General features: G+C 71.2%; 18 protein-coding genes. 12 read left to right on the top strand and 6 right to left on the bottom strand.

From position 1 onward, the window contains the following. Nucleotide 1: 1 nt before the first annotated feature. Nucleotides 2–625, bottom strand: coding sequence for an NUDIX hydrolase family protein (locus ACTJI8_RS18640; protein ID WP_440734935.1), 624 nt, complete (start codon nucleotides 623–625; stop codon nucleotides 2–4). A 105-nt stretch (nucleotides 626–730) separates the two neighbouring features. On the opposite strand from ACTJI8_RS18640, the gene ACTJI8_RS18635 reads away from it, so the two are divergent. After that, nucleotides 731–1,417, top strand: coding sequence for an alpha/beta hydrolase (locus ACTJI8_RS18635; RefSeq protein WP_440734934.1), 687 nt, complete (start codon nucleotides 731–733; stop codon nucleotides 1,415–1,417). Here the strand turns inward: ACTJI8_RS18635 and ACTJI8_RS18630 are convergent. Continuing rightward, nucleotides 1,372–1,647, bottom strand: coding sequence for a hypothetical protein (locus tag ACTJI8_RS18630; RefSeq protein WP_440734933.1), 276 nt, complete (start codon nucleotides 1,645–1,647; stop codon nucleotides 1,372–1,374). The two genes, ACTJI8_RS18635 and ACTJI8_RS18630, sit on opposite strands and share 46 nt — an antisense overlap. Before the next feature lie 364 nt (nucleotides 1,648–2,011). Here ACTJI8_RS18630 and ACTJI8_RS18625 point away from each other — a divergent pair, with 364 nt between their 5' ends. From ACTJI8_RS18625 to ACTJI8_RS18615, 3 genes are all read left to right on the top strand, one after another. Next, entirely contained in the window at nucleotides 2,012–3,748 is a 1,737-nt protein-coding gene (locus tag ACTJI8_RS18625) for an ABC-F family ATP-binding cassette domain-containing protein (protein ID WP_440734932.1), read from the top strand. A gap of 120 nt (nucleotides 3,749–3,868) precedes the next feature. Then, nucleotides 3,869–4,510, top strand: coding sequence for an NADPH-dependent F420 reductase (locus ACTJI8_RS18620; RefSeq protein WP_440734931.1), 642 nt, complete (start codon nucleotides 3,869–3,871; stop codon nucleotides 4,508–4,510). 150 nt (nucleotides 4,511–4,660) lie between these two features. Beyond that, nucleotides 4,661–4,843 (top strand): PspC domain-containing protein, encoded by a 183-nt coding sequence (locus ACTJI8_RS18615; RefSeq protein WP_440734930.1) that lies wholly within the window; start codon nucleotides 4,661–4,663, stop codon nucleotides 4,841–4,843. A gap of 19 nt (nucleotides 4,844–4,862) precedes the next feature. On the opposite strand, the gene ACTJI8_RS18610 is transcribed toward ACTJI8_RS18615, so the two are convergent. Continuing rightward, nucleotides 4,863–5,291 (bottom strand): DUF6157 family protein, encoded by a 429-nt coding sequence (locus ACTJI8_RS18610; protein ID WP_440734929.1) that lies wholly within the window; start codon nucleotides 5,289–5,291, stop codon nucleotides 4,863–4,865. Nucleotides 5,292–5,409: 118 nt separating this feature from the next. Between ACTJI8_RS18610 and ACTJI8_RS18605 the strand changes: the two genes are divergently transcribed. From ACTJI8_RS18605 to ACTJI8_RS18595, 3 genes are read left to right on the top strand one after another with little or no spacing between them, the layout of a single operon-like run. Continuing rightward, nucleotides 5,410–10,317, top strand: a complete 4,908-nt coding sequence (locus tag ACTJI8_RS18605; protein WP_440734928.1) for an Lhr family ATP-dependent helicase — start codon at nucleotides 5,410–5,412, stop codon at nucleotides 10,315–10,317. Nucleotides 10,318–10,364: 47 nt separating this feature from the next. Beyond that, the gene (locus ACTJI8_RS18600) at nucleotides 10,365–11,174 is read left to right on the top strand and encodes an EI24 domain-containing protein (RefSeq protein WP_440734927.1); all 810 of its coding nucleotides are present in this window, start codon (nucleotides 10,365–10,367) and stop codon (nucleotides 11,172–11,174) included. Then, nucleotides 11,167–11,940: a DNA-formamidopyrimidine glycosylase family protein gene (locus ACTJI8_RS18595; RefSeq protein WP_440734926.1), complete on the top strand. Its 774-nt coding sequence runs from the start codon at nucleotides 11,167–11,169 to the stop codon at nucleotides 11,938–11,940. The genes ACTJI8_RS18600 and ACTJI8_RS18595 overlap by 8 nt, the downstream gene beginning before the upstream one ends. A 199-nt stretch (nucleotides 11,941–12,139) precedes the next feature. On the opposite strand, the gene ACTJI8_RS18590 is transcribed toward ACTJI8_RS18595, so the two are convergent. Continuing rightward, complete coding sequence (locus ACTJI8_RS18590) at nucleotides 12,140–12,547, bottom strand: transferase (RefSeq protein ID WP_440734925.1); 408 nt, start codon at nucleotides 12,545–12,547, stop codon at nucleotides 12,140–12,142. Nucleotides 12,548–12,698: 151 nt separating this feature from the next. Here ACTJI8_RS18590 and ACTJI8_RS18585 point away from each other — a divergent pair, with 151 nt between their 5' ends. Next, a complete protein-coding gene (locus ACTJI8_RS18585) occupies nucleotides 12,699–13,496 on the top strand; it encodes a LysR family substrate-binding domain-containing protein (protein ID WP_440734924.1) in 798 nt (265 codons plus the stop codon). A gap of 133 nt (nucleotides 13,497–13,629) precedes the next feature. Here ACTJI8_RS18585 and ACTJI8_RS18580 read toward each other — a convergent pair whose 3' ends face one another. Beyond that, entirely contained in the window at nucleotides 13,630–16,179 is a 2,550-nt protein-coding gene (locus ACTJI8_RS18580) for an ATP-dependent Clp protease ATP-binding subunit (protein ID WP_440734923.1), read from the bottom strand. 118 nt (nucleotides 16,180–16,297) lie between these two features. On the opposite strand from ACTJI8_RS18580, the gene ACTJI8_RS18575 reads away from it, so the two are divergent. Further along, complete coding sequence (locus ACTJI8_RS18575; RefSeq protein WP_440734922.1) at nucleotides 16,298–17,026, top strand: glutamine amidotransferase-related protein; 729 nt, start codon at nucleotides 16,298–16,300, stop codon at nucleotides 17,024–17,026. A 100-nt stretch (nucleotides 17,027–17,126) separates the two neighbouring features. On the opposite strand, the gene ACTJI8_RS18570 is transcribed toward ACTJI8_RS18575, so the two are convergent. Beyond that, entirely contained in the window at nucleotides 17,127–17,612 is a 486-nt protein-coding gene (locus tag ACTJI8_RS18570) for a glutaminase (RefSeq protein ID WP_440734921.1), read from the bottom strand. A 119-nt stretch (nucleotides 17,613–17,731) separates the two neighbouring features. Here ACTJI8_RS18570 and ACTJI8_RS18565 point away from each other — a divergent pair, with 119 nt between their 5' ends. The 3 genes from ACTJI8_RS18565 to purU all read left to right on the top strand — a co-directional run bounded on the left by ACTJI8_RS18565 (nucleotide 17,732) and on the right by purU (nucleotide 22,380). Then, nucleotides 17,732–18,760, top strand: coding sequence for a LacI family DNA-binding transcriptional regulator (locus ACTJI8_RS18565; protein ID WP_440734920.1), 1,029 nt, complete (start codon nucleotides 17,732–17,734; stop codon nucleotides 18,758–18,760). A 182-nt stretch (nucleotides 18,761–18,942) separates the two neighbouring features. Beyond that, nucleotides 18,943–21,339, top strand: a complete 2,397-nt coding sequence (locus ACTJI8_RS18560; RefSeq protein ID WP_440734919.1) for a discoidin domain-containing protein — start codon at nucleotides 18,943–18,945, stop codon at nucleotides 21,337–21,339. A gap of 177 nt (nucleotides 21,340–21,516) precedes the next feature. After that, entirely contained in the window at nucleotides 21,517–22,380 is an 864-nt protein-coding gene (purU, locus tag ACTJI8_RS18555; protein ID WP_440734918.1) for a formyltetrahydrofolate deformylase, read from the top strand. The last annotated feature ends 5 nt before the right edge of the window (nucleotides 22,381–22,385 follow it).

Below are 22,385 nucleotides of genomic sequence, written 5' to 3'. Positions count from 1 at the left end.
CTCAGCGCAGCAGGCCGAGGTGCGCGAGCGCCTGACGGATGAGCGTGCCGCGGCCGCCCTCCATCTCGGCGGCGAGCGCATCGCTGGCCGCCTCCTCGGGGCTGAACCAGGTCACCTCGAGCGCGTCCTGACGCGGCTCGCAGGTGCCGGTCACGGGTACCACGAACGCGAGCGACACCGCATGCTGGCGGTCGTCGTGATACGCGCTCACACCGGGGAGCGGGAAGTACTCGGCGACGGTGAACGGGGCGGGCGACGGCGGCAGCATCGGGAACGCCATCGGACCGAGATCGTTCTCCAGGTGCCGGAACAGCGCATCGCGCACGGTCTCGCCGTAGCGCACACGACCGGACACGATCGTGCGGGTCATCTCGCCGAGCGGTGTCGCGCGCAGCAGGATCCCGATGTCGGTGACCACGCCTGCTCCGTCGGTGCGCACCGGCACCGCCTCGACGTAGAGCATCGGCAGGCGGCGACGCGCCTGGGCGAGTTCGAAGTCGGTCAGCCAGCCGGGATTCGCCCCGCCCGACGCTCCGAGGCCGTCGAGCCCGCCGGACAGCCCGGACAGCGCGTCGGGGAGACCGTCGTCGTCGGCCGGATCGGGATCGGGTGTGCGTACCGCCATGGTCTCTTTCTACCAGCGTCTCCCCGTGAGTGTCGGACTGCCGCGGTTTCTCGTCCGAGGCGGGTGCCGCATCCGCCCTGTCGCTGCCTGCGGCAGGATGGAACCATGGCCGAATCCGTGGAGATCGATCGCAGCGCCGTGCACTGGGCGCGACAGGGCGAGGAGCTGCCACTGCTCCTGCTGCTGCACGGGTACGGATCCGATGAGCGCGACCTGTTCTCGCTCGTGCCGTTCCTGCCCGAGGGTGCGACCGTGGCGTCGCTGCCCGCACCGCTGCCCGCACCGTGGCCGATGTCCGGACGGTCCTGGTACTCGATCGACGAACTGGAGCGACGCGACCCGGCCTCCGTGACCGCCGCTGCGGATGCCGTGCTGCGCTGGATCGACGCCGAGGCCGCCGATGCGTCGTCGATCGCGCTGCTCGGGTTCTCGCAGGGCGCATCGGTGGCGCTGCAGGCGGCCCGCCAGGATCCGGAGCGGATCGCCGCGGTGGTGAACCTCAGCGGCTACGCGGCCCCCGGGGATCTGCCGGGCGACGCCGAGCTGCGCGAGCGGCGCACCCCGATGTTCTGGGGGCGCGGCTCGCGGGATGACGTCATCCCGCCCGCCCTCATCATGCACACCGCGCAGTGGCTGCCGGATCATGCGGAGCTGACCGGGCGCGTGTATCCGGGTCTCACGCACAGCGTGTCCGAGGAGGAGCTGGCCGACGTGCGCCGGTTCCTCGACGGCCGGCTGGAGAGCCTTCAGACTCCGGAGGCGCCGGAATCGCCGGAGTCGCCGGAGGGCTGATCCGGCTGCTCACCGGCTCGACGCCGCTGCTCCTCGCGCTGCATGCGCATGCCCGCCCAGGTGAACAGCACCATGACGGCGGCGCCGATCACGAGTCCGAGTGCGATCCCGGTGCCCATGTTGTGCAGCGCGACGCCGAGGGCCACCCCGACGCCCATGCCGATCGCGAGCCCGGCACCGAGCCCCACACGGCGGAGCGTCTCACCGGACGCCGGACGCTGTTCTTCCATGCCTCCAGGCTAGATCTCCTGCGGCGGGCCGGCATCCGCCGTAGGACGGATCCTGATCCGGATCCGCCACTGTCGGGGCTCGATCGACGCGGTTAGATGCTCGCGACACGCCCGGGTTGCACGAATCCCGGGGGCCCGGTATCGTCGTCCGGGTCCTGTCCGCCGTGTAAGGAAGTCCCTTGATCTGAGTCGTCGCCTCCGCGTTCCATCCACGCGCTGATCCGACACTCCTTCCTGCCCTCGCACTTCTCGGCACAGGCATCTCCGGTCCTCCGGATCCGTCCTTCTGCGACGGTCCCGCCCCTCGACGGGCTCACGAACCGGTCCGGCATCAGCGCACCCGAACATCTTCAGGGAGCCGCCCATGTCATTGCTCACCACCTCCTCCGCGGTCGTGCTCGACCGCGTCACCTTCACCTGGCCCGACGGATCCACGGCGCTCGACGCCGTCTCCGGCGCCTTCGGTGCGGGCCGCACCGGACTCGTCGGACGCAACGGATCAGGAAAGTCGACGCTGCTCCGCCTCATCGCGGGAGAGCTCACGCCGACGTCCGGCCACATCAGCGCGAACGGCGACGTGGCGTACCTGCCGCAGCGCCTTACGCTCGACACGCACGCACGCGTCGCCGAGCTGCTGGGCGTGGCCCGAGCGCTCGACGCAGTCCGGGCCATCGCCGCCGGCGACGTCGATCCCGCGCGGTTCGACGAGGTCGGCGACGATTGGGACGTCGAGGCCCGTGCCGAGGCGGCCCTGGCCGAAGCGGGCCTGGATCCGTCCTTCCTCGACCGCACCGTCGGCGAGCTCTCCGGCGGCGAGGCGGTGCTCGTCGCGATCGCCGGGATCCGCGCACGGCGAGCCCCGATCACCCTGCTCGACGAGCCGACCAACAACCTCGATCGCGACGCGCGGGCGCGGCTCGGCGAGATGGTGCGCTCCTGGCGCGGCACGCTCATCGTGGTCAGCCACGATGTCGGGCTGCTCGAGTTCATGGACGACACCGCGGAGCTGTACGGCCGCGAACTCAGCGTGTTCGGCGGTCCGTACTCGCAGTGGCGAGCCTGGCTGGACGCCGAGCAGGACTCCGCCCGGCAGGCCGAGAGGGACGCCAAGCAGGCCTTCAAGAAGGAGAAGCGGCAGCGCGTCGAGGCCGAGCTGAAGCTCGCGACCCGATCCCAGATGGCGAAGAAGGCCTTCGAGGAGAAGCGCGAACCAAAGATCGTCATGAACGGCCGGAAGATGGCGGCACAGGTCTCGGCCGGCAAGCTCCGCACCGAGGTCGCCGAGAAGGAGGGCTCGGCCCGCGCCGCGCTCGACGAGGCCGGACGGCGGATCCGCGACGATGCCACGATGAAGATCGAGCTGCCGGATCCGGGCGTCTCCCGGAGCCGCCGCATCGCGAGGATCGGCGACGCCGAGCGGTCCTGGACGATCCAGGGCCCGGAGCGGGTGGCGCTGATCGGACGAAACGGGGTCGGCAAGACCACGCTGCTGCGGCGGCTCGTCGACGGCGCCCGCAAGGCTCCGGACGACGGCGCGCCGAGCTCAGGCTGGACCACCGTCCCAGTCGCGGATCCGGTGCCCGTTCCGAATTCAGGTTCGATTGCCGATTTAGCGGATGAAACCGCGGATTTCCGCGGATCCACGGAATCCAGCCTCAATTGCGTCGCGCACACGGACCGCATCGGATACCTGCCGCAGCGGATGGACGGGCTCGACGAGACCGCGACCGTCGTGGAGAACGTCGCCGAGCGCGCCCCGGAGATCCCCGAGAAGGAGCTGCGCAACCGGCTGGCCCGGTTCCTGATCCGTGGCGCGGCCATGGACCGTCAGGTCGGCGCACTGTCCGGCGGGGAGCGCTTCCGAGTCGCCCTGGCGACGCTGCTGCTGGCCGACCCCGCACCGCACCTCGTGGTGCTGGACGAGCCGACGAACAACCTGGACCTCGACACCGTCGACCAGGTCGTGCAGGCGCTGCGCGCGTACCGTGGGGCGGTGCTGATCGTGAGCCACGACGACGCGTTCCTGCGGCGCCTGGACCTGGATCTGACGCTCGAGCTCGACGCCGAAGGCTCGCTCACGGAAGTCGCGCTCGGAACCTGACGGCGCGGCCCGGTGCGAGGCGCACCCGGCCGGATCCCTCGGGGCCGGTCGGGTGCGTCCCGTGAAAGCATCTCCGACACATCGGGAATGCGGCCGCCTAATCCCGCTGTTGCGCTCGTCATGACGACAATCGGAATCATCGGAGCAGGACACATCGGCAGCGCCGTCGCAGAGGCTTTGGCGGGTCTCGGCTACGACATCGTGATCGCGAACTCGCGCGGTCCGGAGACCCTCGACGCGCTCGTGACGCGACTCGGGCCGCGCGTCACGGCATCCACCGCGACCGGAGCCGCCGAGGCCGCAGACATCGCGGTGATCACCGTCCCGTTGAAGGCGGTGAACGATATTCCCGTGGCGCCGCTCGCCGGGAAGATCGTGCTCGACACGAACAACTACTACTTCGAGCGGGACGGGCACATTGAGGCCCTCGACCGCGGCGAGACCACCACGTCACAGCTCCTGCAGGACCACCTTCCCGACTCGAAGGTCGTGAAGGCGTTCAACCAGATCCGGGCCGCCGAGATCCTGACAACCGGAGCTCCGGCCGGCTCACCAGATCGGCGCGCTCTCGGCACGGCGAGTGACGACGACGACGCGATCGCGTTCGTGACCGACCTCTACGACCGGCTCGGGTTCGACACCGTGAGCGCCGGCCCGCTGAGCGAGTCGTGGCGCCTCGAACGCGACCGTCCCGCCTACGTCACGCGGCAGAACGCCGAGGAGCTGCGCGCCAACCTCGCCATCGCGAACCGCCTGCCCTGACGCGCCGGCGGCTCGGCGTGGCGCCTGATCGGTGACCTCGTTTCGAAGCGCGCAAATGGCTCCATTTCACCTCGAAATGCGGCCATTTGCGCGCTTCGAAACCAGACGTGGATCCAGCGGGCGTCCAGGGCACGGGGGCAGGATGAGGGCATGAGCACCCTCGTCCGCCCTCGCAAGGGCCGCATCATCGCCGGCGTCTGCGCCGCTCTCGCGCACCGGTTCGGCTGGCCCGTCCTCCTCGTGCGTCTGCTCCCGATCCTGCTGATGGTGTTCGCGGGCCTTCCGCTGTGGGTCTACATCGTGCTGTGGATCCTCATCCCGAAGGAGAAGTGACCTCCCCGGCTCCTGCGATTCAGGCGCGCCTCGACCGCATCGCCCGGGTGTGCCCGAGCGCCGGGTCCGCCGCGAGCAGGGCGTACTCCTCCGACTCCCGCGGCACCAGAGCGACCCGTCCCTCCGCGTCGCTGAGCACGCCCCAGCCGTAGCGCTTGCCCAACGGCGAGGCGCGCAGGCAGGCCTGCCCCTTCGCGAAGAACTCTTCCCGCGCCCCGCTGTCATCCGGATCGATGCCCCGACGCAGCGCCCACGTGGAGAAGATGACGTCATCGGAGGTGCGCTCGAAAGGGTGCTCCGCGATCATCCGGTAGTGCAGCGCGGCGATCGTGGGGACGGTCGCTGGGCTCGTCGAAGGGCCCGCCGGCGGCTCGTGTGCGTGCTCCACGGGACAGTCCTCGGCCACCTCGATGAACGTGCTGGTGTAGTTCGTCGTGTGCTCGGCCATGCATCCATGCTCGCATCCGCCGGCGGCGCCGGGCTTGGAGATCCGCGTCAGATCCCCCGTCGTTGCGCCGAGGGCGGATCCGCCCCCGAATGTCGGCGGCAGCCGCGAAGATGGACGGATGAGCGATGTGCTCGACCGCTTCACCCCGGCGACCCAGGACTGGTTCCGCGGGGCGTTCAGCGCACCCACCGCCGCGCAGGCGGGCGCGTGGGAGGCGATCTCCGGCGGGAAGCACGCGCTCGTCGTCGCCCCGACCGGGTCGGGCAAGACGCTGTCGGCGTTCCTCTGGGCGATCGACCGGGTGTTCCGCGAGCGCGCTGCGGAGGCGGGATCCGCGCCCGCGGCGCCGGCGCCCGCCAGCGCGAAGGGACGCAAGAAGAACGATGCCGAGCGACCAGGACGCACCCGGATCCTCTACATCTCGCCGCTCAAGGCCCTCGGCGTCGACGTGGAGCGCAACCTGCGCTCGCCCCTCATCGGCATCGGTCAATCGGCCCGGCGGCTCGGGATCCCCGCGCCCGCGGTGACAGTGGGCGTGCGCTCGGGCGACACGACCTCGTCCGACCGGCGCCGGCTCGTCGTGGATCCGCCGGACATCCTGATCACCACTCCCGAGTCGTTGTACCTCATGCTCACGAGCCGCGCCGGCGACACCCTGCGCGACGTGCACACGGTCATCATCGACGAGGTGCACGCCGTCGCGGCGACCAAGCGCGGCGCCCATCTCGCGGTCAGCCTGGAGCGGCTCGACCAGCTGCGACGGGCGGCAGGAGCGGAGACGCCCGTGCAGCGGATCGGCCTGTCTGCGACGGTGCGCCCGATCGACGAGGTGGCGCGCTTCCTCGGCGGCGCGCAGCCGGTCCAGATCGTGGCACCGCCCGCGTCGAAGACGTTCGACCTGCAGGTCGTCGTGCCGATCGAGGACATGCTCAACCCGCCGCCGCCTCCGGGCACGGAGGAGACGCCGCGGCCGTTCGGGGCGGATCGGATCGACCAGGCGGCCGGCGGCGCCGACGCGTTCGGCGAGAACACCGAGATGACCGGTTCCGTCTGGCCGCACGTCGAGGAGGCGATCGTCGACCGGATCCTGCAGAACCGCTCGACGATCGTGTTCGCCAACTCACGGCGCCTCGCCGAGCGACTCACGGGGCGGCTGAACGAGATCTACAGCGAGCGCATCGGACTCGATCTGCCGGCGGCGACCCTTCGCTCCCCCCGCCCCACTCCAAACGCCGCTTCGCGTCGCCCGGAGCCTCCGGGGCGCGGGGCCCCGGCTCAGGGACCGCCGGCCGCGATGATGGCCCAGGCAGGATCCACAGCCGGTGCGGATCCGGTGCTCGCGAAGGCGCACCACGGCTCGGTCTCCAAGGAGCAGCGGGCGATCGTCGAGGAGGAGCTGAAGTCGGGCGTGCTGCGCTGCGTCGTTGCGACGAGCAGTCTCGAGCTCGGCATCGACATGGGCGCGGTGGACCTCGTGATCCAGGTGGAGGCGCCGCCCTCGGCAGCCTCCGGACTGCAGCGCGTGGGCCGCGCCGGGCACCAGGTCGGCGAGATCAGCCGCGCGTCGCTGTTCCCCAAGCACCGCGGCGATGTGCTTCACACTGCGATCGTCACCGAGCGCATGCTCGCCGGGCAGATCGAGGCGATCAGCGTGCCCCGGAACCCGCTGGACATCCTGGCGCAGCAGACCGTCGCCGCCTGCGCGCTGGAACCGCTCGACGTCGAGCAGTGGTTCGACACGGTGCGCCGCAGCGCGCCCTTCGCCGCCCTCCCCCGCTCGGCGTACGAGGCGACCCTCGACCTGCTCGCCGGGCGCTTCCCCTCCGACGAGTTCGCCGAGCTGCGCCCGCGCCTCGTCTGGGACCGCGACGCCGGCACGCTCACCGGGCGCCCCGGCGCGCAGCGGATCGCGGTCACGAGCGGCGGAACGATCCCCGATCGGGGCCTGTTCGGCGTCTTCGTGGCCGGCGAGACCACGGGCGCCCGCGTCGGCGAGCTCGACGAGGAGATGGTCTACGAGTCGCGCGTCGGCGACGTGTTCACCCTTGGCACCACGAGCTGGCGGATCGCCGAGATCACGCACGACCGGGTGAACGTGATCCCCGCGTACGGGCAGCCCGGCAAGGTGCCGTTCTGGCACGGCGACGGCCTCGGCCGCCCGTTCGAACTCGGTGAGGCGCTCGGCGTCTTCAACCGCGAGGTGCACGGCGCAACACCCGCGAAGGCCCGCGAGCGTCTCGCGGCCGCGGGGCTGGACGAGCTGGCGCAGGCGAACCTCCTCGCGCATCTGAACGAGCAGAAGGAGTCGACGGGCACGCTGCCCACCGACCGCACCCTGACGGTCGAGCGCAGCCGCGACGAGATCGGCGACTGGCGCGTGATCCTGCACTCCCCCTACGGGCAGATGGTCCACGCACCGTGGGCCCTCGCCGTGAACGCGCACATCCGGGAGCGCCTCGGCGTGGAGGGCTCGGCGGTCGCGAGCGACGACGGCATCATCGTGCGCGTGCCCGACGCCGACGCGGAGCCGCCCGGGGCCGAGTTGTTCGTGTTCGAGCCCGACGAGCTCGAGCGGATCGTGACCGACGAGGTGGGCGGTTCCGCACTCTTCGCCTCGCGTTTCCGGGAGTGCGCAGCGCGCGCGCTGCTGATGCCGAGGATGAACCCCAACCGGCGCACCCCGCTGTGGCAGCAGCGGCAGCGCTCGGCGCAGCTGCTCGAGGTCGCCCGCAAGCATCCGACGTTCCCGATCATCCTGGAGACGCTGCGCGAGGTGCTGCAGGACGTCTACGATCTGCCCTCGCTGCGACGGCTCGCGACCGGCATCGCGGAGCGGCGCATCCGGCTCGTCGAGGTGCAGACCGCGCAGCCCTCGCCCTTCGCCCGCGACCTGCTGTTCGGCTACGTCGGCGCGTTCATGTACGAGGGCGACTCCCCGCTCGCCGAGCGCCGAGCCGCGGCGCTGTCCGTGGATCCGGCCCTCCTGGGCGAGTTGCTCGGCACGGTCGAGCTGCGCGAGCTGCTGGATCCGGACGTCATCGTCCAGTTCGAGCGCGAGGCGCAGCGGCTGGATCCGGCCAGGCGGGCACGGGGCGTCGAGGGCGTCGCGGATCTGCTTCGACTCCTCGGGCCGCTGGACGCGACCGAGGTCGCGGAGCGGCTCGAACCGGCGGAAGCGTCGGATCCCTCGGGGTCGTTGAGCGAGGACGGCGAAGCCGACCGAGACGAAACGCTGCCTCCGTCGGATCACCGCGTTTCGTCTCGCTTCGCTCGCTCAACGACCGATCAGGCCGCCGCCCACCTCACCGCTCTCATCGACGCCCGCCGCGCCATCGAGGTCACGATCGGCGGCGTGCGCCGGGTCGCCGCGATCGAGGATGCGGGACGCCTGCGCGACGCCCTCGGCGTTCCCCTGCCCGTCGGGATCCCTGTCGCATTCCTGGAGCCCGTCGCGGATCCGCTCGGCGACCTCGTGGCCCGGCACGCGCGCACGCACGGACCTTTCCTCGGATCCGTCGTCGCCACCCGCTTCGGACTCGGCACCGCGATCGTGCGGCAGACGCTGCAGCGGCTCGAGGCCGACGGGCGGGTCACGAGCGGATACTTCCTGCCGGCCCCTTCGAGCGCCTCCGAGGCGGGGGCCCGTGCATCGGCGACGTCTGCGGGCCCGGATGAGACCGAGTGGTGCGACACCGAGGTGCTGCGCCGTCTGCGGATGCGCTCGCTCGCGGCGATCCGCGGCAGCGTCGAGCCCGTGCCGCCCGCAGCGTTCGCGCGGTTCCTCCCGGAGTGGCAGCATCTGTCGCGGCCCCTCGAGGGCATCGACGGCGTCGCGACCGTGATCGAGCAGCTCGCGGGCGTGCCGATCCCGGCGAGCGCATGGGAGTCGCTCGTGCTGTCCCAGCGCGTGCGCGACTACAGCCCGGCCATGCTCGACGAGCTGACCAGTTCGGGAGAGGTCGTCTGGGCCGGGCATGGAGCCCTCCCCGGCCGGGACGGCTGGGTCTCGCTGCACCCCGTCGACCTCGCGCCGTTCACGGTGCCGATCGCCGAGGAGGCGCCGGAGGAGGGCTCGCTCGAAGCCCAGCTGCTCGCCGCGCTCGCCTCTGGCGGCGCATACTTCGCCGCACAGCTGCGCGAGGCCACGGGCGCCGAGAACGAGGCCTCCGTGGTGGAGGCCCTCTGGAACTTGGCGTGGTCGGGCCACGTCACGAACGACACCTTCGCCCCGATCCGGTCGTTGCTGAGCGGCGGCAACCAGGCGCACAAGGTGGCGCGCCGCGCACCGCGTACGCGCACGTTCCGTGGCATGTCGCTCGCCCGCCCCGCCTCCACGCCGCGACCTCTGAACGTCGGAGGGCGCTGGTCGCTGCTTCCGGAGGCGGAGACGGATCCGGCCCGCCGCGCCACCGTGTCCGCGGGATTGCTGCTCGACCGCTACGGCGTGGTCACACGTGGATCCGTGCAGTCGGAGGGGCTGCCGGGCGGGTTCGCGCAGGCGTACCGCGTGCTGGCGGGGTTCGAGGAGGCAGGGCACTGCCGGCGCGGCTACGTGATCGAGAAGCTCGGCGCCGCCCAGTTCGCCGCCTCCGCCACGATCGACCGGCTCCGCACCTTCGCCGGGCTCGCCGATCCGCCGCCGCGCACGGCGCGTACCCTCGCCGCGACCGATCCGGCCAACCCCTACGGCGCCGCTCTCGGCTGGCCCCGCAGGGACGACGTCTCGCACCGGCCCGGCCGCAAAGCGGGCGCTCTTGTGGTCCTCGTCGACGGCGGCCTCGCCCTCTATCTCGAACGCGGCGGAAAGACCGTGCTCGCCTTCACCGACGACGAGGACGAGCTGCGCGCCGCGGCGGCCGACCTCGCTGCGACCGCGAAGGCACGCGGGCTCGAGACGCTGACCATCGAGAAGGTGAACGGCGAGGGCATGTACGGCACCGCCGCGGGAACTCTGCTCGGACGGCTGCTGCAGGAGGCAGGATTCGTCGCGACTCCACGTGGCTACACCCTGCGGAAGAGGTTGTGAGCCGACCCGGATCCGCTGCGGGTCGGCGGGACGCCTACTCTGGTGGCATGATCCGTGAGTTCGCCGCTGGATTCGGCACCCTGATACGCGGATTCGGTCTGTGGCGCACGCACCCGCGGCTGCTCGCGCTCGGGCTCGTCCCTGCCCTGATCAGCTTCGCGGTCCTGGTCGCCGTGCTCATCCCGTTCGGCTTCTCGCTGGGCTCCATCACCGCCTGGATGACGCCGTTCGCCGACGGATGGATCGCAGGATGGCGCGAGGCGCTGCGCATCGCGATCGGCATCGTGCTGTTCGTCGCCGCCGCGGTGCTGTCGGGCCTCGTCTTCACCGCTCTGACGCTGACGATCGGCGACCCGTTCTACCAGCGCATCTGGCGAGGGGTGGAACAGTCGCTGGGCGGCGCGGCGCCTGTGGGTGAGACCGGGTTCTGGACCACGGTCGGCGAAGGCCTGCGGCTGATCGTGCTGGGGATTCTCGTCGCCCTGCTCACCCTCGTCCTGGGCTTCATCCCGCTCGTGGGCGGAGCGATCGCAACCGTCGTCGGCGTCCTGCTGTCGGGGCGGCTGCTCGCACGGGAGCTGGCCGGGCGCGCGTTCGACGCCCGTGGCCTCAGCCACGACGAACGGCAGCGGCTCCTCGCCTCCGGAAGGGCGCGCGTTCTCGGCTTCGGCGTCGCCACGCAGCTCTGCTACATGGTGCCGCTCGGAGCGGTCATCACCATGCCGGCCGCTGTCGCGGGATCCACCATGCTCGCCAGGACCCTGACCGACCGCACCGCGAGCGGTGCGGAGATCTCCGCGCCCGCCGACGAGGTCCGGCCCGCGGGTGCCAGCGGAGGGACATCCGCGCATGCCTGAGGGCGACACCGTCTACCGGGTGGCGCAGCGCCTCGACGCCGCGCTGCGGGGCGGCGTCGTCACCCGCTTCGACCTGCGCGTGCCCGAGCTGGCGACCGCCGACCTCACCGGATCCGTCGTGCACGCCGTGGTGCCGCGCGGCAAGCACATCCTCATGCGGATCGGCGACTCCACGCTCCGTTCGCACCTGCGCATGGATGGCGCTTGGCATCTGTACCGCCCCGGCGAGCGCTGGCGAGCGCCCGGCTACACCGCCCGCGCGATCGTGAGCACGGCGGAGGCGGAGGCGGTCGGCTTCGACGTCTCGATGCTGGCGCTCGTCCCCACCGCGCAGGAGGACACGCTCGTGGCGCACCTCGGACCGGATCCGCTCTCTGCCGACTGGGACCTGGACGAGGCCGCACGACGCCTCGGCGCGGACCGGCGGCCGATCCACGTCGCCCTCCTCGACCAGCGCAACGTGGCCGGGTTCGGCAACGAGTACGCCGCCGAGCTGCTGTTCCTGCGCGGGGTGCGTCCCACGACGCCCGCGAACGAGGTCGACGTCACCCCGCTGCTGGAGCTGGGGGCGCGCACGATCCGCGCCAACAGGGACCGTCTCGACCGCACCTTCACCGGCGTCGCCCAGCGCGGGCGCACGACCTGGGTCTACGGGCGGGCGCATCGCACCTGCCGGCGCTGCGGCGCGCTCATCGAGAGCGGCGAGCTCGGCGCGGATCCCACCGAGGAGCGCCGCACCTTCTGGTGCCCCCGCTGCCAGCGCTGAGCAGGACGCCGGCGGCGCCAGCCGGATCCCATCCGCTCACCTGTCGCAGATTGCCGTCATCGCTGCGGCAGGACCGCAATCTGCGACCACTGAGCAGGCCGGCGGCGACCGGAACGCGAAGACGCGCACCCCTCTGGGAGATGCGCGTCTTGTGCCTGCGACGGTGCCGTCGGTTCTCACCACGGCTTGGCCGGGGTGTTCAGGCCGCGAGCCACAGGCCCTTGCGGTCGGTGTCCAGCGTCATGCCGGCGGCGACGGTCTCGTCGTCGCCGATCTTCGCGCCGCGCGCGATGTGCGCGCCGGCCCCGACCTCGGTGCGCACCCCGATGGTGGCGCCGTCGCCGATCACCGACCCCTGCCCGATGTGGGCATGGGCCTCGATCCGGGCGTTCACGCCCACGATCGCCTCGGGCTCGATCCAGGCGCCGCGCGCGACATGCGCTCCGGCACCGACCTTCGCGCCCGGTTCGACATAGGCGCCGGCCTCCACGACCGCCTGCGGGTGCACCTTGGCACCGTGCGCGATCAGACCACGGCCGTTGGCGTGCTTGCGATAGCGCAAGGTGCCGCCACGGCCGTCCTCGATGTCGACGTAGTTCTTACCCACGAAAACCTCCCGTGCCCGGGACTTTCCCCGGATACATCTGCAACCGCGAACGAGACGGATCTATTCCCGCGCACGCACTTCGCGCGTGTCGCTGCGGGCTGTGGTCGCGATCCCGCCGAGATCGTCGCGCACCCGCCGGTACGCTGAACGCATGAGCAAGCGAGGCGCATCCGGCGGACGCAAGCCCGCGATGCGCTCCGCCAAGGGCGGCGCCCGCAGTACGGCCGCAGGTCCGGCCAACAAGGGCAAGAGCGCAGGCAAAGGATCCGGCAAGTCCGCGCCTCGCGGCAAGAAGGCGGAGAAGGTCGTCTTCGACGCTCCGGCCCCGCTCGCGGAGGAGCCACGCACGCTGCGCCTCGGCGCCGTCGCCGGTGCCACCCCGGGACGCTGGATCGACACGTGGAACGAGCGGATGCCGCTCGTGACCCTCGAGCTCGTGCCGGTCGCGTTCGACGCGCAGCGCTCAGCGCTGACCGACGGCGTCGTCGACCTCGCGCTCGTGCGCGCCCCGTTCGACAAGGACGGCATGCACGCGATCCCCCTCTACGAGGAGCTCCCCGTGGTCATCGCCTCGGCCGAGTCGCATCTCCTCGCCGCCGAGGAGCTCTCCCCCGCAGACCTGGAGGGCGAGACGCTGCTCGCCACACGTGAAGACGTGCTGGGCGACCTCGACTTGCCGACCGTCCCGTCGCGGATCCCCCCGTTGGCCTCCGTGGCGGACGCCGTCGAGACCGTCGCCTCGGGCGTCGGGATCCTGGTCGCGCCGATGTCGCTCGCGCGCCTGCATCACCGCAAGGACGTCGAATACCGGATCCTGCGGGACGCTCCCGTCTCCCAGGTGCTGCTGGCCTGGCCGGCCGACGCCACCACGCCCGACATCGAGGCGTTCGTGGGGGTTGTGCGCGGCCGCCGCGCCAACTCGTCCCGCGGACTCGGCGGCCAGTCCTAGGGTCGTCGAGCGACACTCCGACTCGCTGCGCTCGCTCAGTGCGGGTCTCCGCGAGACGAAACGCGGCGCCCTCGAAAGAGCACCGCGTCTCGTCTCGGTCGGCTTCGCCGTCCTCGCTCAACGACCGTTGCGGTCAGGCCGCCTGCGCCAGTTCCGCGGTCGCAGTGACCTGCAGCACGTCGCCCGTCGCGTCCACGACCACACGGCCGCCGTCACCCAGCTCGCCCGAGACGAACAGGTCCGCGATGCGGTCGTCCACCTCGCGCTGGATCAGGCGGCGCAGCGGCCGCGCACCGTATTCCGGCTCGTAGCCGTGCTCGCCGAGCCAGGCCACGGCCGCGTCGGTGATGTCCAGCGTCACGTCGCGGCCGGCAAGGCGGCGAGACGTCGCCTGCAGCAGCAGGCGCACGATGCGACCCAGCTCCTCGCGGCTGAGCTTCTGGAACAGCACGATCTCGTCGATGCGGTTCAGGAACTCCGGCCGCATGGCCTCGCGGAGCTTGCCCATCACGCGGGCGCGCAGATCCTCCTGCGAGGCGAATCCGTTCGCGGATCCGTCCTGCGAGGCCACGAACCCGAGCGCGCCGGAGCGCGACGCGAGGAACTCGGATCCGATGTTCGACGTCATCACGATCACCGTGTTGCGGAAGTCGACCGTGCGCCCCTGGCCGTCGGTCAGGCGACCGTCGTCGAGCACCTGCAGCAGCAGGTTGAACACGTCGGGGTGCGCCTTCTCGATCTCGTCGAACAGCACGATCGCGTAGGGGTTGCGCCGCACGCGCTCGGTGAGCTGCCCCGCCTCGTCGTAGCCGACGTATCCCGGAGGGGCGCCGACGAGCCGCGACACCGTGTGCCGCTCGCCGAACTCGCTCATATCGAAGCGGATCACGGCGGTCTCATCGTCGAACAGACGGTCGGCGAGCGCCTTGGCCAGCTCGGTCTTGCCGACACCGGTGGGGCCGAGGAACAGGAAGGATCCGACCGGCCGACGCGCGTCGCCCATGCCGGTACGGCTGCGGCGCACGGCCCGTGCCACGGCAGCGACCGCGTCGTCCTGCCCGATCACGCGGGCGTGCAGGTCGGACTCGAGGTCCGCCAGACGCTCCCGCTCGCTCTCGGAGACCCGGCTGACCGGGATCCCGGTGGCGCGCGCGATCACCGCGGCGATCTCGGCCTCGCCGACGACAGCGGGCTCGGTGTCGACAAGGCGCGCGGTGCTGCCTGCGTCGATCCGCGCCTGGACCGCGGCGATCTCGTCGCGGATCCGCGAGGCCTCCTCGTAGTGCTCGGCGCCGACCGCGGCGTTCTTGCGCGCTTCGAGGTCGGCCAGCTCGGCGAACAGCGCGGCCACATCGGTCGCGACGCCCAGGCGGAGGCGCAAACGGGCGCCGGCCTGGTCGATGAGGTCGATCGCCTTGTCCGGCAGCACCCGGTCGGGCAGGTACCGCGCGCTCAGCTCGACGGCGGCGCGGATCGCGTCGTCCGTGTAGGCGACGGCGTGGTGCTGCTCGTACGCGGGCTTGAGCCCTTCGAGGATGCGCACGGCGTCCTCGATCGAGGGCTCGGCCACCTTGACCGGCTGGAACCGGCGTTCGAGGGCCGGATCCTTCTCGATCCGGCGGTACTCGGCGAGCGTGGTCGCGCCGACCAGGTGCAGGTCGCCCCGCGCGAGGCGCGGCTTCAGGATGTTGCCGGCGTCCATGCCGCCGCCTTCTCCGGATCCGCCCGCACCGACGACGGTGTGCACCTCGTCGATGAAGACGATGATCTCGCCCTTGTGCGCGGCGATCTCGTCCATGGTCTGGGTGAGACGCTCCTCGAAGTCGCCGCGGTAGCGGGTGCCGGCGAGCATCGCGGGCAGGTCGAGCGCCACGACGCGACGGTCCTTGAGCTGCGCGGGCACGGCGCCGTCGACGATCGCGCGGGCAAGGCCCTCGACGATCGCGGTCTTGCCGACGCCCGCCTCGCCGATCAGCACCGGGTTGTTCTTGGTGCGCCGGCTGAGGATCTCGATCGTCTGCTCGATCTCCGAGGCCCGGCCGATCACCGGATCGAGCTCGCCGGAGCGGGCACGGGCGGTGAGGTCGAGACCGAACCGGTCGAGCATCGGGGTCTCGGACGCCGACTGGGTGTTCTCGGCCTCTGGCGCGGCACCCGCGGTCACGGGCTCGCGCAGGCTCTGGGTGAGCGCTTCGGCGGTGACGCCGGCACGCGCGAGGATCTGGCCCGCGGGGGCGTCCTGTCCGAGCACGAGCGCGAAGAAGACGTGCTCCGGCTCGATGTAGGTCGCACCCGATGAGCGCGCCACCTGGTAGGCGTGGAACAGCGCGCGGCTGGCGCTCGGGGTGATCGTCGCGGCGTCGATGTCAGAGGCGTCGCCAGGGGCGGGCAGGCGGGTGTCGACGGCGTCGACGATGGCCTGCGGGGTCACCCCGATGTTGCGGATCGCCTGGTCGACGGCGTCGTCCTCGACGATGGTGCGCAGGACGTGCAGGGCGTCGAGCTCGGTCTGGCCGCGCTCGAGCGCGAAGCGGCCGGCGCGCTGCAGGATGCGCTGGGTGCGCACGGTCAGGAACCGGCTGAGGTCGATGGACCGGGTCTGCCGGGCCTGCTCACCGGCCAGGTAGCGGGCGAGGAACTCGTCGAACGAGCCCGAACCCGCGTCGGTGAAATCGTTGGGCATTTCGCTTCCTCTCAAACTTGAGCGTTGTGCTGTCAAGTTCAACGCGACTCCTTCCTTCATATTCCCGTCCGTTGCATCCGGACTTCGACGGCCTCCGCCGCTCGCCTAGAATCCAGGGATGGCCTCGCTCCTGTATGTCGGCGTGCGCCCTGAGCTGGATGCGGCGACGGCGGAGCGCGCGTCGTTCCGTGTCGCCCTCGGCGTCGATGCTGACGCACTGGACCGCATCGACCTCACGACCTCCGCACTGCCGGACGACGTCTTCGACCGCTACGCCGGCTTCGTGATCGGCGGCTCTCCGTTCAACGTCACCGACGTCCGCAAGTCCGAGACCCAGCGGCGGGTCGAGTCGGATCTGGAGCGCATCGCGGAGCGCGCGATCGACGGCGCCACCACCGCGTTCTTCACCTGCTTCGGAATCGGCGTGATCACGCGCCTCCTCGGCGGAGAAGTCGGCATGGACAACCCCGAGGAGGCCACCGCGGCAGAGATCCGCACCACGGCCGCGGCGGTCACGGATCCGCTGTTCGGCCCCGCAGGGCCCGTGTTCCACGCCTTCACCGCGCACAAGGAGAGCGCGGTCGCCGTGCCGTCGGGCGCGGTGCTGCTCGCCGGCAACGACACCTGCCCCGTGCAGGCGTACCGCGTGGGGGCCGACCTGTACGCCACGCAGTTCCATCCCGAGCCGTCGCCGCGCGACTTCGCCGATCGGATGGTCTTCTACCGCACCACCGGCTACTTCGATCCGGACGCCTTCCACACCGTGCAGGAGGCCGTGCTCGAATCCGTCGTCACCGAGCCGGCGCGGATCCTGCACCGCTTCGGCGAGCGCGCACTGGCCCGCTGACCCCGCCGCCGCTTTCTGACCTCTGACCGCGAGACTGCAACTGGGCGACGAGACTGCACCAAATCAGCGCAGTCTCGTCGCGGAGATGGAGTCTCGCGGTCTAAAGGGAGGCGGAACGGAGGAGGGCGATGCGGTCGTCGAGGTAGGCGGAGAGCGGCATGAGGGAACCGGCCGCGGACCACCGCACCGACGGCACGCCGTCCACCAGCGCGAGCGGGCCGGAGGATCCCCCGGCCGCCACGGCGTCCAGGTCGATCGGCGTCCAGCCCACGTGCACGGTCTCGCCGTCGTCGAAGCCACCGCGGGAGGCCTCCGCCCGGCGCTCCGCCCTGGCTCGTGCCGACTCGGCCGCATAGCCCCGACGCACCGGGGCTGCGGCGCGCAGCACCTCGGCCGTGGCGTACACGGCATCACCGGCGACGAGCAGCACGCCGACGTGCCAGGCGGATCCGACCCGCACGATGCGCGGTGCCCGCCACCGCCCGGTCTTCTCGCGCCCGAGCGCCTCCTGCGGCACGCCGGAGAGAGCGGTGCGCGCGTCATCCAGGAGCGCGCCGAGCGGGGCGTCCGGTTCGGAGGAGATCACACGCTCAAGGCTATGCCCGCGCGGTGACCACCGTCCCGCGTCGCACACCTCCGCGCATGTGATCGATATCATGCACGTGTGCCGGGACGACCGCCCGCGCCCACCCACGATCGGACCCCATGACGACCGCAGCGACGCCGGATCCCCGCCGCATCCCGGGAATGGCCGACGTCGCGCGCCTGGCCGGGGTCTCGGCGCAGACCGTGTCCCGCACGCTGAGCGGCAACCCGAGCGTGCAGCCCGAGACCAGGGCGAAGGTGCTCGCGGCGGTCGAGCAGCTCGGCTACCGCCGCAACAACGCCGCCCGCGCACTGTCGTCCGGGCGGAGCAGGGCGATCGGCGTCGTATCGCTGCGCACGGGCTTCTACTCGCGCACAGCGGTGGCGGTCGGCATCGAGACCACCGCGTCCGAGGCCGGCTACATCGTGAACTCCGTCACGACGCCCTCCCTCGATGCGGGCGAGATCGAGCGCGCCATGTCGCGTCTCGCCGACCAGGGCGTCGAGGGCATCGTGCTCGCGGTGCCGCTGATCTCGACCACGCGCGCGATCGACGAGCTGACGCGCACGCTGCCGACGATCACGATCGACGGTTCGCGCACGGCGTCGACCCAGGTGGTAGCCGTCGACCAGCGCGAGGTGGGACGGATCGCGACCCGCCACCTGCTGGATCTCGGCCACGAGACCGTCTGGCACGTCGCGGGTCCGCAGCAGTGGCTGGATGCCTCGAGCCGCACCCAGGGCTGGCGTGAGGCGCTCGCCGATGCCGGCCGGGAGGCACCGCCCGAGATCGACGGGGACTGGTCCCCGGAGTCGGGCCATCGCGCGGGCCGGATCCTCGCACGCATCCCCGAGGCCACCGCGGTGTTCGTGTCGAGCGACGAAATGGCGTTCGGCCTCGCCCGCGCCTTCGCCGAGCTGGGCCGGTCGATCCCTGACGACGTGTCGATCGTGGGTGTCGACGACATCCCGCTCGCCGAGTTCTGCTCCCCCGCGCTCACCACGGTCGCGCAGCCGTTCGGCGAGGTCGGCCGCATCGCCGTGGAGCACCTGCTGCACGCGATCTCGCACCCGGGCGCGGTACCGCCGGTGGAGTCGATCACGCCTCGCCTCGTCGTGCGCAGCTCGACCCAGGCTCCGCGTCACTGACCGCGCACCGCGGCCGCGTCCGCACCCTGCGCGCAGCCGACACGGCGCACGCGGTGATGTTTGCGCTATCTCGTTACGACCAAGCTACGGCGCAATTCTCAGCATATCCTTGATGTTAGCGATAACTTGCAGGTACCGTGGCCGATGTTCTCCCCGCCTCGACGACGCAGCAAGGAAGACCGATGCCCCCACAGATCCTGTCCCTCCCCCGAACCTCGCGAGGCCTCCTCGCCGGTGCGGCCGCGCTCGCGATCGCCGCGACGACGCTGAGCCTCGGCGCCGTCTCCTCGGCGCACGCCGACACCGCACCTCCTGCCGGCGCCGCGATCCCCGATGTGGGCTACACCCTGCTCGACGTCGATTCCGAATCCGCGCCCTACCCCGCGCCGCCCTCTCTCGACGGCACTGCGAAGGGCGCGTTCGACGGCGACTACTCGACCCAGTGGGCGTCGAACTACAACGGCGGCACACCGGATCCGATGCCGCACTACCTCACGTTCGACATCGGCGCGGAGCACCCCCTCACCGGCCTCGGGTACTCGGTCAAGGTGCAGGGCAACGGCCCGGCGAAGAACGTGCAGGTGCTCACCACGAACGACGCCGCGGTCGCGAAGGACGGGAAGAGCAGCGGATGGACGCTCGCCGGCGCGGCGACGTTCTCGCAGCCGACCAGCAATACGCAGATCCAGTACGTGACGTTCGCCCAGCCGGTCTCCGCGCGCTACGTCGAGTTCCGGATCCTCGACGCCGTGAACGGCTCGAACAACGCCTCGGCCTCCGAGATCGTCGTCTACACGACCGACCCGATCGTCACGCCGACCCCGACCCCGACGCCGACTCCCACCCCCAAGCCCGCTGCCGCCACGGTCACCACCGACTCCGTCGACGACAGCACGTGGCAGTACCCCGACGACACCCCGGCCAGCCCGTTCATCGATACCGACGGCACGTTCCACTTCGGCGAGTCGCACGCGAACTACTACAACGAGCCCGACGGCAGCAATGGCGACATCCGCCAGTGGAACTGGTACACCGGCACGAACTTCGACACGGCGAAGCCGGACGACGCGCTGAACGCCGCGGGCACCAACCCGGACACCACGGACTTCTGCAACGCCAGCCCGACCGGCGTGGAGTCGACCAAGGCGCCGGCCGGATCCAGCTACACGCAGCCGAACTACTGCGACGTCACCCAGATGTGGGTCGACCCCGACTCGGGCGACTGGTACGGCCTCGTGCACAACGAGTTCACCCCCAAGCCCTTCGGCGACGGACTGCACTACGACGCGATCGACTACGCCGTCTCGACCGACCAGGGCAAGACCTGGACCATCCCCGGTCACGCGATCACCTCGCCGTACAGCACGACCCGTGGCGACACCGCCGCGTTCCCGCAGCAGACCTACTACTACGGCGACGGCGATCCCCGCCTCTACGTCGACCACGCCTCCGGATACTTCTACGCGTTCTACGGTTCCCGCGTCGTGAACAAGACCGGCGGCTGGGTGGCGTTCTACGAGCACGTCGCCCGCGCCCCGATCTCCGGGAAGATGGCCACCGGCACCTGGCAGAAGTGGTACGACGGCGCTTGGACGGAGCCCGGCATCTCCGGCAAGGAGAGCAACATGGTCCCCGTCGCCGACGACAGCGAGACCGGCTACACCCCGGTCGACGAGGAGTACGACCCGAACACGCCCGGCACCGCGCAGCAGCAGATCAAGAAGGGGCAGATGCCCCCGACCTCGCCGCTGTTCGTGATGGACATCACCTACGACGCCTACCTCGGGCTGTACATCGGACAGCCGCAGAACCCCGACCAGTCGGGCAACGCACCGCAGGAGTTCTACGCCACGAAGAACCTCGCGACGCAGAAGTGGTTCCGCCTCGGCGACACCGGATCCGCGTACACCACGGCCTCCTGGTACCGATGGTTCGTGGATCCTGCCAACAAGACGAGCTCGGCGATCGTGGGCAAGTCCTTCCGGTCGTACTGCTCGTTCGGGTGCATGGGCGATGCCTACGCGCAGCTCGCCAACGTCACGATCGACGCCGGCCCCTCCGTCTCGCCCGTGTCCGCGGTCGACACGACGAAGGCGTACACGATCGCCAACGCGGACGGGCGCAAGCTCTCCGCGTCCGGCAACGGAAAGAAGGTGACGACGGCCGGATCCGTGAACCGCAAGAACGGCGCCTGGACCTTCACGGCGACCGGCGACGGCGCATACACGATCGCGACGCAGGCAGGATCGCTCCTGGGCGTCGATGCCTCCTCGACCGCCGGTCGCGCATGGGGCGCCGGGCTGACGCTCACCGACAAGGCGGCGGCCGGCGTCGGGCAGCAGTGGTTCGTCGTGCCGAGCACCGATCCGACCAGCGGGGAGGCGACCGGATCCGTCCGGCTCGTGAACCGCTACTCGGGGCTCGTGCTGGGCATCGACACCTCCGCCGCGGCGACGACCCCGGGCCGCACCTGGGACAAGGCGGCGTCGCACGGAGCCTCGAGCGCCGGGCAGGCCGGCCTGTTCACCCGCCCCGGGGACCAGACGCTGAGCCTGGCCGAGTTCGGCGGCGGGAACTGATCAGCGAGGTGCTCTGACGAAGGATCCTCGACGGAGGGGGCCCGGGCCTTGCGCTCGGGCCCCCTCTGCGTCTGCGGATCCGCCCCGGCACTCGGCACGCGAAGGGCGGGCACGATTCGCCTCGCGCCCCGGGGCGCGGCAGAATCGACGCACACCCGCTTGCAAGGAGACGACGCCATGGCGCAGCCCGATACCGCACGACTGCTCATCGCGTGCGACGACCAGCCCGGAATCGTCGCCGCCGTCGCCGGAGTGCTCGCCGCGCATGAGGCGAACATCATCTCCCTGGATCAGCACTCGACAGACGCGGCCGGCGGACGCTTCTTCCAGCGCACCGTGATCCACCGCGACGGGCTCGCCGCCGCACGCCCGGCGCTCGAGGCGGACCTGGCCGCGGTCGCCGAGCGCTTCGGCATGGAGTGGTCGCTGCACGACGCCTCCAAGCGCAAGCGCGTCGCGATCTTCGTGTCCAAGTACGACCACTGCCTCATGGAGCTGCTCTGGCGCACGCAGCGCGGCCAGCTCGACATCGACGTCACCATGGTCGTCTCCAACCATCCGGATCTGGCCGAATCGGTGCGCTCGTTCGGCGTGCCGTTCGTGCACATCCCTTCCGGTTCGGGCGCCGAGGGCAAGGCCGAGATGGAGCGGCGCCAGCTCGAGCTGCTGCAGGGCAACGTGGATCTGGTCGTGCTCGCGCGCTACATGCAGATCCTCACCGACGACTTCATCGGGAGCCTCGGCGCCCCGGTGATCAACATCCATCACTCGTTCCTGCCGGCGTTCATCGGGGCGAACCCCTACGCGCGCGCCAAGGATCGCGGTGTGAAGCTCATCGGCGCCACCGCGCACTACGCCACGGCCGACCTCGACGAGGGGCCGATCATCGAGCAGGACGTCACCCGCGTGACCCACGCCGATTCGGCCGCCGAGCTGCAGGCCCGCGGCGCCGATGTGGAGCGCCTGGTGCTCGCGCGCGCCGTGCAGTGGCACGCCGACGATCGTGTCATCGTGCACGGCCGCTCGACCGTCATCCTCTGAGGCCG

Source organism: Microbacterium sp. 22303, assembly GCF_052045265.1.
GTDB lineage: Bacteria > Actinomycetota > Actinomycetes > Actinomycetales > Microbacteriaceae > Microbacterium.
Note: the sequence above shows the minus strand (reverse complement) of the source record. Positions and strands in the feature narration are given on the sequence as shown.

Coding starts and splice junctions, on each gene's coding strand:
- ACTJI8_RS18640 (WP_440734935.1), bottom strand. CDS start 625: ATGGCGGTACGCACACCCGATCCCGATCCGGCCGACGACGACGGTCTC.
- ACTJI8_RS18635 (WP_440734934.1), top strand. CDS start 731: ATGGCCGAATCCGTGGAGATCGATCGCAGCGCCGTGCACTGGGCGCGA.
- ACTJI8_RS18630 (WP_440734933.1), bottom strand. CDS start 1,647: ATGGAAGAACAGCGTCCGGCGTCCGGTGAGACGCTCCGCCGTGTGGGG.
- ACTJI8_RS18625 (WP_440734932.1), top strand. CDS start 2,012: ATGTCATTGCTCACCACCTCCTCCGCGGTCGTGCTCGACCGCGTCACC.
- ACTJI8_RS18620 (WP_440734931.1), top strand. CDS start 3,869: ATGACGACAATCGGAATCATCGGAGCAGGACACATCGGCAGCGCCGTC.
- ACTJI8_RS18615 (WP_440734930.1), top strand. CDS start 4,661: ATGAGCACCCTCGTCCGCCCTCGCAAGGGCCGCATCATCGCCGGCGTC.
- ACTJI8_RS18610 (WP_440734929.1), bottom strand. CDS start 5,291: ATGGCCGAGCACACGACGAACTACACCAGCACGTTCATCGAGGTGGCC.
- ACTJI8_RS18605 (WP_440734928.1), top strand. CDS start 5,410: ATGAGCGATGTGCTCGACCGCTTCACCCCGGCGACCCAGGACTGGTTC.
- ACTJI8_RS18600 (WP_440734927.1), top strand. CDS start 10,365: ATGATCCGTGAGTTCGCCGCTGGATTCGGCACCCTGATACGCGGATTC.
- ACTJI8_RS18595 (WP_440734926.1), top strand. CDS start 11,167: ATGCCTGAGGGCGACACCGTCTACCGGGTGGCGCAGCGCCTCGACGCC.
- ACTJI8_RS18585 (WP_440734924.1), top strand. CDS start 12,699: ATGAGCAAGCGAGGCGCATCCGGCGGACGCAAGCCCGCGATGCGCTCC.
- ACTJI8_RS18580 (WP_440734923.1), bottom strand. CDS start 16,179: ATGCCCAACGATTTCACCGACGCGGGTTCGGGCTCGTTCGACGAGTTC.
- ACTJI8_RS18575 (WP_440734922.1), top strand. CDS start 16,298: ATGGCCTCGCTCCTGTATGTCGGCGTGCGCCCTGAGCTGGATGCGGCG.
- ACTJI8_RS18565 (WP_440734920.1), top strand. CDS start 17,732: ATGACGACCGCAGCGACGCCGGATCCCCGCCGCATCCCGGGAATGGCC.
- ACTJI8_RS18560 (WP_440734919.1), top strand. CDS start 18,943: ATGCCCCCACAGATCCTGTCCCTCCCCCGAACCTCGCGAGGCCTCCTC.
- purU (WP_440734918.1), top strand. CDS start 21,517: ATGGCGCAGCCCGATACCGCACGACTGCTCATCGCGTGCGACGACCAG.